Here is a 12,203-nt window from a genome sequence, read left to right on the forward strand (position 1 = left end):
CATTCCCTTCCCTTCTCTTGCATGATTTATCGGGCTTGCCTGCTTCTAGTGTATTAGTGTTAACAAAAGCTCGCCGCTTGTTACTTCAGTGCCCGTGTTCTTCAGAACATCCAGATAACCGGCAGCATTGGTCACAATGACAGGTGTTGCCGTTACGAATCCCGCTGCACGGATCGCATCCACATCGAACTCCAGCAGCAGCTGGCCCTGTTCGACCCTGTCTCCTTCCTGCACCTTTTTCTCAAAATGCTTCCCCTTCAGCTTCACCGTGTTGACGCCCACATGGATCAGCAGCTCCGCACCGCCTTCAGAGGTAATGCCAATCGCATGTCCCGTTGGGAATACGGTGGTCACAATTCCCTTCACAGGTGAAGTCAGCACACCGGAAGAAGGCTCAATGACAATGCCCTGCCCCATGGCTCCGGACGCAAAGGCTTCATCGGGCAAGCTCTCCAGCGGCTGCAGCGCTCCCGTCAACGGGCTGGCGATCTGCTCATTGCCGATCCGGGTAGCCTCCTGCTTCGCAGCCGGTTCGGATGCCTTCTCCGCAGCGGCTGTTTCAGGATCGTCGAACCCAAGCACGTACACCAGAATAACGGCCAGCACAAAAGCCACTGCAATCCCGATAGCCGCCCAGGCAAATCCGGTCCCGAAATAGGTTGGCAGCGCAAGGAGCCCCGGCAAAGAGAAGGCAATGGCTTTGGCACCGCCCACAGCGATAACCGCCCCCCCGACTGCCCCTGAGATACAAGCATAAATGAACGGCTTTTTAAGTTTAAGGGTAACACCGTAAATTGTTGGTTCGGTGATCCCGAATACAGCAGCCAGCGTGGAAGATCCGGCCAAAGCTTTTAACTGCGTATTCTTGGACTTCAGGAACACGCCGAATACGGCACCGGCCTGTGAGAGAACAGCGGCGGCCAGAATCGGCAGCATCGTGTCGTAGCCTAGTGTGGCAATATTGCTGAGCATAACCGGTACAAAGCCCCAGTGAACGCCGAAAATAACAAATACCTGCCAGAACGCCCCGGCGATAGCCCCGGCGACAAGCGGGCTGAGATTATACAGCCAGGTGTACCCGGAAGCCAAGCCTTCGCTGATCAGCGAGCCCACAGGTCCAAACGCCAAGAACGTCAAAGGAATAACAATCAGCAGTGCAAACATCGGAACCAGAATATTGCGAACCGATTCATGGATAATGGAGCGGAACCCTTTCTCTACATAAGACTGTACCCACACCGCCAGAATAATCGGAATGACACTGGAGGAATAGTTGACCAGTACAATCGGTATCCCCAGGAAGTTGAGTGATTCTGTAGAGCCAACAGCAGCGATGACCGACGGATAGATGAGTGCTCCGGCCACTGCTATAGAGACAAATTGATTGGCTTTGAACTTCCGTGCCGCCGTTACCGCCAGAAACACCGGCAGGAAATAGAACACGCTGTCCGACGCCGCATTTAGGATCAGGTAGGTGCCGCTTGCCGCGCTGATCCATTCCAGCGACAGGATTAACGCCAACAGCCCCTTTAGTAATCCTGCACCTGCCAATGCCCCGAGTAAAGGCGAAAAAATACTGGAGATAACATCCACTGCCTTGCCCAGAACACCTGTACTTGCGGAGGAATCGTCATCTTTGCCGTTTTTCTCCGCATCCTGCAGAGAGGTTTCCTTCATAATCTGTTCAAAGACTTGACTGACGTTGTTGCCGATGACGACCTGAAACTGGCCGCTGTTCTCGACTACTGTAATGACACCCGGTGTTTTTTCAAGTGCTGCTTTGTCCGCCTTTGCGTTGTCCTTCAGCTTGAATCTTAACCGTGTGGCACAGTGGAATACCGAATTCACATTGGACTCTCCGCCAACCAGTGTAATAATTTCCTTGGAAAGATTGCTCATATCGTTTGCTCCTTTGAATTGGATGGATGTGATTTTACAAGAAAAACCTGAACTCACGGCAAAAGGACACCTCAATACACGCCCATTTTGCCATCAGTTCAGGTTTTGCCTGCCTTACCAGTAACACCCTGTCAGATGATCGTTTATTTAATTGTCCGCCTCCTGCACCCTTTGCATTGCCGCTTTGCCGCTGGTTATTCCAGGCTGTTACGCTCCGTGACACGCTGGATATGGATCGTCAGATAGACGTATTCGTCCTTGCTGAGGCTCTGGGCATACGTTTTTTCCAAATAATCATTGATTTTGCTTGCGCATTCAAAAGCCTTGACATATGTCTGCCTGACCTGATTGTACAGGAAATCCTCGCCGCTGTTGTTGCTCTCCTTCTTCAGCACCCGCATCGAAAAATACTGCAAATGAGTCAGAAACCGCGAATAATTCAGCGAGCTCTCATCCAGCACCACCTTATAATGGTACGTGACAATGTTGAGTATATTCTGGACAATCTCCGTCATCTTCATCGTGGACTTCATCTCATTGCCGTCCATCCTCGCGTTCACCAGATGCAGGGCGATGAAGCCCGCTTCATCCTCGCCCAACGCAAATCCGGTAGCCCTCTCTATAAATTGCAGCACATCCAGCCCGATGGCGAATTCCTTCTTGTAAAAGCGCCTGATTTCGAACAGCATCGCATTCTTGAGCGTAATCCCTTTCTCAAAACGCTGGACGGCAAAATGGATATGGTCCGTCAGGGTCAGATATAAATTATCGCTGAGCTCAGTACCCAGAATTCCGTTTGCATAGGATACGATTTCATTCGCCAGCTCCAGATGGGCCACTGGAATATCGTTCAGCAGCTCGGTCAGCCGCGCCGTGAATTCGTTTTCGTTCAGCAGGAAGATCTTATCCACCTTGGCCGGGTCCACATAATCGCCTGCCGCTTTATTGAAGGATATGCCTCTGCCCATCACGATAACTTCCTTGCCCTTCTGATTCTTCGTCAGCAGCACATTGTTGTTGAGCACCTTCTCAATAATCATCTACAATCACCCCCCATCACGTAGTTTGTACAAAAAAAGCCTAAGTTGATCCCAATATCATTAACAAAAATGATATTCGAATCAGCTTAGGCATTGCCCGCGTTACCGGTCACAATCCTGTATTACTGTTATTGTAGCATAAAAAAAAGCGATTACAAGATTTTTGTTTTTGATTTCATAAAAATTTTATGACTTGCGAGCCGCAGAGTTTGAATTGCTCCTTCCATGGCGAGGCTGATAGCAGCAGCAGAAATCAGAAGGATCAAGGAGGTAAAAATGCTTGCCATTCATCAGCGACTTGCAGAGCTGTACACGCTAAGCCGTCAGCGGCCGCTGACAGGCGATGAAGAAACGGAACAGCGGCATTGCCTGCAGGCTAACGCCATGTACTGCTGGGAAATGGCGCGGCTCAACAATGAGGCTGTGCTGGCCGCCCATACAAATGATGCCCGGTGGCAGCAGGAGATCAGCGCGCAAATGTACGAGGTCCGGGTGACCGGCAAAGCGGGCAAACGGCCCAAGTGACGGCAGAATCTGCAACTGTGCTGCAATAAGAGAACGATCGTTACACCAGACCCCAATTTTACGAAAAACTGCCGGGCATTCTGCCCTTATATGAATTGTTGCTATTTCATGCCTTTTTAACTGCAGTAAATGCAGCCGCTTCGTCCGTGGAGAAATATTCTTCAAATCGCTGTATTAACAAGTAGGAACGGCTTTGCCGTCCTCTGAAAGAGGCGGCTGCCGTTTCGCCGAAGTTTGCCGGGTTCGCCGGGGACCGGGCGGTCACATTGGCATGCGGGGGATCACGCTGAACGGATTAGGTGAAGGCCCTACAGCAGGTAGAATACGTTCATTGCTAAGCCTGCCTGGCGGCCGCCCATCAAAATCAGCTTGCTGCGGCGAGCTAGTGGGAAATTGTACACTTAATCAAGTAAAACACTACCATCTGATTCAGAGCACCTATTTAGTTTTACTTTTTCCACTTAGGTGCTGTGAAATCGATGATTAACCTATCATTAGGTTTACTTTTTCCACTTAAATACACTTGAATACTTATAACAACGAGATAAAACAGTAACTGTCCCATGCCAGCCGCATCCTGCGTCCCGTTGCTCCACGCTTTACAACGCCGTGCTGCCTGCTTCTTCAATGCAACCTGCTGCTGACTCTTGCATCCCCCTCTGCCGCCACTGCTGCTGTACTGCCGTTGCTTCCTGCGGCTCCGCCGCTGGCGGCAATACAGGAGGCAGACCCTCCGTAGTCAGTTGATCATAGAGGTCCATTATTCGCCGGACATCAAGTGGAATAGCAGCATGTGCAAGAAGAAACGGCTTCGCCGTCCTCTGAAAAAGGCGGCACCTGTTTCTCCAAAAATAGAAGGATAATGGATAGTGTGAAACATATAAATTCTGCCCTCTAATCACGCGGCCGCAGCGATATTTCATTCCTCAGTGGTGCCGCGCAGCGGCATGGGTGTCTTATATTTCAATATACCCCCACACAGTGGGGCCTTGGCTTCGATGATGACTCAGCTACTTTGCGGGACCCCAAAACCTATAAATTCTTATCTTCTAAAAAAACAGCCCCTTCCGCACTGGAACGTGCCGGAAGGGGCTGCTGCTGTTCATGCTACAGGAAGCGGAATTGCGCTTCGATTAAACCGTTGTAGATTCCGTCGTGTGCCGTAAGCTCGGCGTGGGTGCCTTCTTCCTTAATCTCGCCGTGATCAAGCACGACGATTTTATCCGCATGGCGGATGGTCGACAGCCGGTGGGCAACGATGAAGGAGGTCCGGCCCTGGAGCAGAATCTTCAGCGCCTCCTGAATCTTGATCTCCGTCTCGGTATCAATGCTCGCTGTGGCCTCATCCAGAATCAGAATCCGCGGATTGGCCAGCAGCGCCCGGGCGAAGGACAGCAGCTGCCGCTGGCCCATGGAGAGCGCACTGCCGCGTTCCTCGACCTCAGTCTCGTAACCGCCGGGCAGATTGCTGATGAAATCATGCGCATCGACTGCCTTGGCCGCATCCTCAACCTCCTGGTCCGTAGCATCCAGCCGCCCGAAGCGGATATTATCGCGGATCGTCCCCGAGAAAATGAACGTATCCTGCAGCACGATCCCGATCTGTTCGCGCAGACTCTGCAGCGTAACCTCACGCGTATCTTTGCCGTCGATAGTGATGCTTCCGCTCTTGATATCATAGAACCGGCCGATCAGGTTAATGATGGTGCTTTTGCCGGAGCCGGTATGCCCGACAAGGGCGATCGACTGGCCGGCCTTGACGTCGAGATCGATGCCTTTCAGCGCCGCCCGGCCTTTTTCGTATTCGAAGACTACTTTGCTGAATTTGATGTCGCCCTTAATCTTCGGCAGCGGCATTGCTCCCGGTCTGTCCTGAACGGCAGGCTGCTCATCCAGGTACTCAAAAATCCGTTCCGAGGAAGCCATCGCCACCAGCAGCTGATTGTACATCTGGCCCAGACGGTTGATCGGGTCCCAGAAATTGCTTACATAGGTGCTGAACGCTACCAGGAACCCCACCGTAAGATCGCCGGTCTGGATCAGGTAGGCCCCGAACCAGAAAAGAATCATCGTGCCGAAGCCGCCTGTTATTTCGATAATCGGCCCAAACGCCTGGTTCATCGCCGAGGCCTTGTTCCAGGATTTCCGGCTGTCCATGTTCATGGCGTCGAAATAGTTCATATTTTCCTGTTCCTGGGTATAGGCCTGGGTCACTCGAATCCCCTGAATCGACTCGTTCAGATGGGAATTGATCCGCGAGTTCTTCATCCGCACATCCTGCCAGGCGATCCGGATCTTCTGGCGCAGCTTGGTGGAAATAAAGAACATAATCGGCACAGTAATCATTACCGCAAGCCCCAGCTTCCAGTTAATCAGCAGCAGAATGACCATGATGCCGAGCAGCTGCACACAGTCGATCATCAGGTTGACGACCCCGTTCGTGAACAAATCCTGCAGGGAGTTGATATCATTGGTTACCCGGACCAGCACCGAGCCTGCCGGACGCTTATCAAAAAAGTTGAAGGAAAGCTTCTGAATATGCCGGAACAGGTCTGAACGGAGATCATAAATGACTCGTTGCCCAATTATATTCGTATATTTGATCCGGTAGACCCCTGCAATCCACTGGATCAGATAGAGAACAATTACACTGGCCGTCAAAGTGTACAGCAGGGTTAAGCTGGGATTTCCCGACTTGGGGGCAATCGCCTTATCAATCGCCATACTGGTCAGGTAAGGAACCGTCAGCTTCGTAATGGTGCCGAGGATCATCATTATGGATACCAGCGGCAGCATCTGTTTCGCATAAGGCTTCATATAGCCGAACAGTCTGGTGAACTGCTTCCAGTCGAACGCCTTATCGATTACGTCATCGTCCTTGTACACGAAGCGCTCGTCAAGTATCTGCTCCTCAGCCGTGCTTTGCTTTATCTTTGCAGCTTTTCCTTGATTGGTTTCCAGCTTCATGCCGGGTCACCTGCCCCTCTTCCGTTGTCCCTGGCCAGATAATCCGCGTATTGAATCCGGTAGACGTCCTGGTATGGACCGGGAACCTCAATCAGCTCGTGGTGGGTGCCCTGCTGAACCATATTCCCCTCATTCATGACAATAATCTGATCAGCATGCCGGAGCGAGGAAATCCGGTGGGCAATAATCAGGGTGGTCCGCCCGCGCATAACCTCCTGGAACCCGGCCTGAATCTCATGCTCGGTCTCCATATCGACGGCACTGGTGGCATCGTCGAGAATCAGGATGCGCGGGTTTTTAAGCAGCGCCCTTGCAATGGCGATCCGCTGCTTCTGTCCGCCCGAGAGGCCCATTCCCCGTTCGCCAACCACCGTATCGTAGCCTTCCGGCATTTCCATGATAAAATCATGAGCCTTCGCCAATTGTGCGGCACGGATAATCTCATCCATGCTGACATTCTTCAGGCCGTACGAAATATTGTTGCGGATGGAGGAGGAGAACAGGAATGTTTCCTGAAACACCGTGGCAATCTGCGCCCGCAGGCTGCGGACATTATATTCACGGATATCCACACCATCCAGAGTGATGCTGCCTTTATTCACATCGTAGGCGCGCATCATCAGTTGGATAATCGTCGACTTCCCGGAGCCGGTACCGCCAAGGAACCCGATGACCGCCCCCGGCTTTGCCTTGAAATGAATATCCTTGACCGCCGGCATCTTGTTGCCGTAGGCAAACGTCACGTGATCAAAGACTACCTCACCCTTCACTTCTGCTGCCTCAAGCTCGCGGGCATTCTCCTTATCCTTCACATCGATATGCTGGTTAAGCACCTCAAGCACACGTTCCCCGGAAGCTTTGGATTGCGTATAGTTATTGATATGGAAGCCAAGCCCCCAAACAGGGCCGATAATATACCAGATTAAGCTGAAAAAGGCTACCAGCTCACCAAGCGACATACGTCCCTTGATGACCAGCGTTCCGCCAACCCCGAGCAATATCGCCACGCTGACTGAAGCCAGCAGCTCCATCACCGGAAAAAACTTGCTCCACAGCCCGGCGGCAAAAATCTGATTATCCTTATAGCGTTCATTACGGTGGGAGAACTTTTCTACCTCGTAGGCCTCTCTGGCAAACGATTTGACGGTCCGCACACCGGTGACATTCTCCTGGACAGCCGTTGTGAGAGAGCTGAGCGCAAGCCGCATCTCCTGAAAGGCCGGATGAATCTTTGATTCGAATCTGAAGGCGACTGCCGCCAGAAACGGCATTGTAATCAATGTGACCAGTGTAAGCTGCCAATTGATCGTGAACATCATAATGGAGCCGAACAATACCATAAAAAACACATTCAGCAGTTGGGCAAATCCGAAGCCGATAAACAGCCGGATTGCCTCAAGGTCCCCGGTCAGCCGGGACATCAAATCACCTGTCTTGGCGGTATCATAATAGCGGAAAGACAGGAATTGCAGCTTCTCATAGCAGGCATTGCGCAGCCGGTAGGCCAGAAAGTTGCCCAGCCGTCCTCCAAAAAAACCATGGGCGAACTGCAGGCAAGCCTTAACAAAAACTACAGCCAATACGCTGAGAGCCAAGACGGGCACCTCGGTGAACTTCATTGGAACAATCACGTCATCAATCAAACGTCTTAACAAATTGGGGGTAATAAGCCCCACTGCAGTTGCGGCAGCCAAACAAAAAATCGACAGAATCAGATAGTGCAGCTTCTCCCGATAAAAGCCCCGCAGTTGCCTGAGAACATCCATATCTCTCCTCCTAAAAGCTTTACGAAGTAAAGCTCGCTTCGTAAGCATACTCTTGGCTTTACGAAGTAAAGCTCGCTTCGTAAGCATACTCTTGGCTTTACGAAGTAAAGCTCGCTTCGTAAGCATACTCTTGACTGTGCGGCACAAGCGCCCCTCCCGGATTTCCGGTAAAGCTTACATTCTGAGCTACCTTTTTTTAGCGCTTCCATTTTAGTGACTTTATGCAGTTTATCACCCCTTTTTTAATGCGGCAAAGGGGAGAAATCCCCGTTTTCACGGTTTTTTCCGAAAAAAATGGGCTTCATGCGCAGTAAAAGGACGACTGCATCTTTAAATGCTTCCATTTCCTCGTGAATACTATTGGATTAAGATTATCCAAGATTCAGTACATTTTCATGTCTCCAAAGGTCATGCTTTTTTTGCATATTATGTATAAATTATTCTTTTTCAGACCCGCTCTTTCATACACTCCGCTTTCTGTGTTACTGGCTTGCCCGGTCCCCCACAGTTGCCCATGTTTCTAAATTCCGCTTCTTTTTCAAATGTTTCTTCTATTATAAATGTAGATTGTATTATAAATCGTGCAGCTCTTATGAAGTGGGGGGTGTTGAAGTGCTGATATTGGATTCAAGGATTAGATAACGCTGCAGATCCAATTCTTTCTTTATCTCCTCAATTACGGCCGTTATTCCCGGCAGGCAAATGATTGCATCATGTTTAATGTAATCTATAATACACTCGAAGCTTCGTTCAAATACATCGATATGTTGACTATCTTTATTCACTAAATCAACCCTGATTTGCGCCGCCAATTCCTTGTATTCCAAATAAATGTACTTTCGCTCTCTTTCTTTGGCTGCCTGTAATTTGGACCAGGTGAATACTCCCCCTATCACAACTTCTTCTGACCCTTCTATATACTCCATAGAACAATCATCCGCTATAAAAGAGTTAATCCGTTTCTCCAAACTTTTAAATAATTGCATTATTTCGGTTCCCTCGATGCGCTCCATTCAACACCTCCTGAATTATACAAGATGGTGTGATATTCTTTGTGCTTGTAGGCAGAAATCTGCAGTCACCGATCACACGTTCTTAGTGATTTCAGTATATCGTGTTTTGAAGCATAAATACATTGTGAAAATTTTATCTAAGCAGACCCGTTTTGCTTGTTATCTTTGCAGCCTGAATAATCAACTGCCTTACCCAGTCAATAATTCTCTCTTTTTTGTTAAATATAACCGCTATACCTCATATATCAAAGGGTAAATAAGTTATTAAGCTACTGCGAAAAGGAGCTCCTGTTATGCGTAAGCTTAAAATTCTAAGTCTCTACAGAAGAAACCAGCGGAAATGTTCCTATAATTTGATTGATAAATGACCGGAGGCAAGCGGTGGGACATGAATGCTTTCGATCTTTGGAAAAGCTCTGAGCCGCAAACCCAGCTCAATATCCCGTTTGGATTGCCGGACCATTTCTGCATTTTCGGAATCAGCATCAAGCCCAGCGACTGGTAACACCATCCAAGACCCCATAACACACCAAAAACCCCCGCCCCCTATTTCGGGAGCAAGAGGCCGGCTGGTCTTCAACTATTGACTAAGATTCGCTTACTTTTAATACTCGCATGGCATTCAGGACTGCAATCACGGTCACGCCAACATCTGAAAAGACTGCTTCCCACATGGTAGCAAAACCAAATGCGCCTAAAATTAAAAATATCGCCTTTACGCTTAATGCAAAGATGATATTCTGCCAAACAATCCGTCTGGTTCTCTTAGCAATTCGGATTGCTGTCGAGATTTTCGAGGGTTCATCTGTCATAATGACGATATCAGCCGCTTCAATAGCTGCATCAGACCCCAATCCGCCCATGGCTATACCCACATCTGCACGCGCCAGCACTGGAGTATCATTAATACCGTCACCGACAAAAATTATTTTTTCTTTAGGCGACTTGCTCTGCATCAGCTTCTCAATCTCTTCAACTTTATGCTGTGGCAGCAGCTCTGCATGGACTTCATCTATACCCAGCTGCTGTCCAACTGAATCGCCAACGGCCTTGGCGTCCCCGGTCAACATCACGATTTTCTTTATGCCCAGTTCTTTCAACGAACGTACGGCTTTTGCGGAATCATCTTTTATTTCATCTGAGATGACGATATATCCCGCATACTTTTTATCAATTGCAACATGAATAACCGTTCCTGCTTCATCAGGCGTTTCAAAAGGTATACTGTACTTGTTCATTAGCTTGATGTTACCGGCTAAAACCTCTTTCCCCTGAACCTTTACTTGGATGCCATGTCCGGAAATTTCATTATACCCCTCCAACTGATCTTCTCTGATCTCCTTACCATAGGCAACCCGTATGGATTCAGCGATAGGGTGGGTTGAATGCAGCTCCGCGAATGCGGCATATTCAAGAAGTTCGGCATCAGATAATTCTCCGGCAGGGTTAATACCTGTAACTTTAAAGGCTCCCTTAGTGAGTGTTCCTGTCTTATCAAATACAACATACTTAACATTGTTTAAGGCTTCCAGGTAATTGCTGCCCTTGACCAGTATGCCTGTCTTGGATGCTGCTCCAATTCCTCCAAAAAAGCCCAGCGGTATCGATACCACAAGCGCACAAGGACAAGATATGACCAAAAACACAAGCGCTCGGTAAATCCAATCTGAAAAGGCAGCTCCACTTAAAATTAAGGGAGGCACAACCGCCAGAAGCAAAGCAACAATAACAACAACCGGCGTATAATAACGCGCAAATTTAGAAATAAATTTCTCAGTCGGCGCTTTCTTACTGCTTGCATTTTCGACTAGCTCCAGTATTTTGGATACAGTGGATTCCCCAAACAGCTTGGTCACTTCTACAGTTATAACTCCATTTTTGTTAATGAAACCGCCCAGTACTTCACTCTTCACTTCAACTTCCCTAGGCATTGATTCACCGGTCAGTGCTGATGTATCTACCGCTGAGCTTCCTTCAATAACTGTTCCATCCAATGGAACCTTTTCACCTGGTTTGACAACAATGAGATCTCCTATGTTAACCTCTTCCGGCGAAACCCGTTTGGTCTCGTTTCCTGCCTTCAGATTTGCATAATCCGGCCTGATATCCAACAGCGCACTGATCGATTTACGGGATCGATTAATGGCAATACTCTGAAATAGCTCTCCCACTTGGTAAAAGAGCATTACAGCTACACCTTCAGGATATTGCTGGATAGCAAATGCGCCAATGGTAGCTACGGACATTAAAAAATATTCATCAAACACTTGACCGCGAAGAATGTTCTTAACAGCTTGAAGAACAATGTCGCCGCCGATTAGGAGATATGCTGCCAGGAATATAGATAATTCCAGCCAGCCTGTAAATGAACCTAACATTCCGGCTCCAGCCACTACTGCGCCCACTGCCAAACGAATTATCATTATTCTGATTTTTTCCTTGCCAGCATCATGTGAATGGCCTTCATGTCCGTCACTGTCATCCGCATGTCCGCCGCTGTCATGCGAATGGCCTTCATGTCCACTGCTAGCATGCTTATGTTCATGTTCCTCTTTGGCACGCATTCGTCCAGCACCGCCTTTATTCTTCATACTCACTTCAATATGTGGTTCGAGTTTATTAACTAATTTTGTAGCTGCAGATACAATTTTCGCATCCTGATCTTTATCTGCCTCAAAAGTCAATGTTTTATTCACAAAATTGACAGAACATTCTGAGACTCCTTGAATTTTTTTCACACCATTTTCGATTTTCATTGCGCAGTTTGCACAATCTAATCCTTCTAATAATAACTCACGCTTTACCGTAGCTTTAGATTGCCCTAATTCTCCCAAATAAATGATCCCCTTTCATAAAAATAAACATATGAGTATATGTTCATGTGATAATCTTATTATAGTCTTAGTTATTACTGTAAGTCAAAGATCAAAACTATGTTTTTTAGTACGGAAAGTGAAATCTTTTCTAATCGCTGCATGGCACATGTTGAACAG

General features: G+C 48.4%; 7 protein-coding genes. 1 reads left to right on the plus strand and 6 read right to left on the minus strand.

The window, feature by feature from the left end; genetic code table 11:
• Positions 1–45: 45 nt before the first annotated feature.
• Together HYD27_RS20885 and licT are read right to left on the minus strand one after the other, a co-directional pair.
• Positions 46–1,899 carry a beta-glucoside-specific PTS transporter subunit IIABC gene (locus HYD27_RS20885; RefSeq protein WP_219218361.1) on the minus strand — a complete coding sequence of 618 codons (1,854 nt, stop codon included), beginning with the start codon at positions 1,897–1,899 and terminating at the stop codon, positions 46–48.
• A 194-nt stretch (positions 1,900–2,093) separates the two neighbouring features.
• Positions 2,094–2,939, minus strand: coding sequence for a BglG family transcription antiterminator LicT (gene licT, locus HYD27_RS20890; protein ID WP_219218362.1), 846 nt, complete (start codon positions 2,937–2,939; stop codon positions 2,094–2,096).
• A gap of 276 nt (positions 2,940–3,215) precedes the next feature.
• On the opposite strand from licT, the gene HYD27_RS20895 reads away from it, so the two are divergent.
• On the plus strand, positions 3,216–3,464 hold the full coding sequence (locus HYD27_RS20895; RefSeq protein WP_219218363.1) for a DUF7667 family protein: 249 nt from the start codon (positions 3,216–3,218) through the stop codon (positions 3,462–3,464).
• Between the two features lie 1,107 nt (positions 3,465–4,571).
• Here HYD27_RS20895 and HYD27_RS20900 read toward each other — a convergent pair.
• The 4 genes from HYD27_RS20900 to HYD27_RS20915 form a co-directional block, all read right to left on the minus strand.
• Positions 4,572–6,431, minus strand: a complete 1,860-nt coding sequence (locus HYD27_RS20900; protein ID WP_220101711.1) for an ABC transporter ATP-binding protein — start codon at positions 6,429–6,431, stop codon at positions 4,572–4,574.
• On the minus strand, positions 6,428–8,197 hold the full coding sequence (locus HYD27_RS20905; protein WP_219218365.1) for an ABC transporter ATP-binding protein: 1,770 nt from the start codon (positions 8,195–8,197) through the stop codon (positions 6,428–6,430). Before HYD27_RS20905 ends, HYD27_RS20900 begins: the two co-directional genes overlap by 4 nt.
• Positions 8,198–8,787: 590 nt before the next feature.
• Positions 8,788–9,210: a hypothetical protein gene (locus HYD27_RS20910; protein WP_219218367.1), complete on the minus strand. Its 423-nt coding sequence runs from the start codon at positions 9,208–9,210 to the stop codon at positions 8,788–8,790.
• Positions 9,211–9,797: 587 nt separating this feature from the next.
• Entirely contained in the window at positions 9,798–11,966 is a 2,169-nt protein-coding gene (locus tag HYD27_RS20915) for a heavy metal translocating P-type ATPase (RefSeq protein ID WP_219218465.1), read from the minus strand.
• Between the last annotated feature and the right edge of the window lie 237 nt (positions 11,967–12,203).

The organism is Paenibacillus sp. S150 (assembly GCF_019352175.1).
In the GTDB taxonomy this organism is placed as follows: domain Bacteria; phylum Bacillota; class Bacilli; order Paenibacillales; family Paenibacillaceae; genus Paenibacillus_AQ.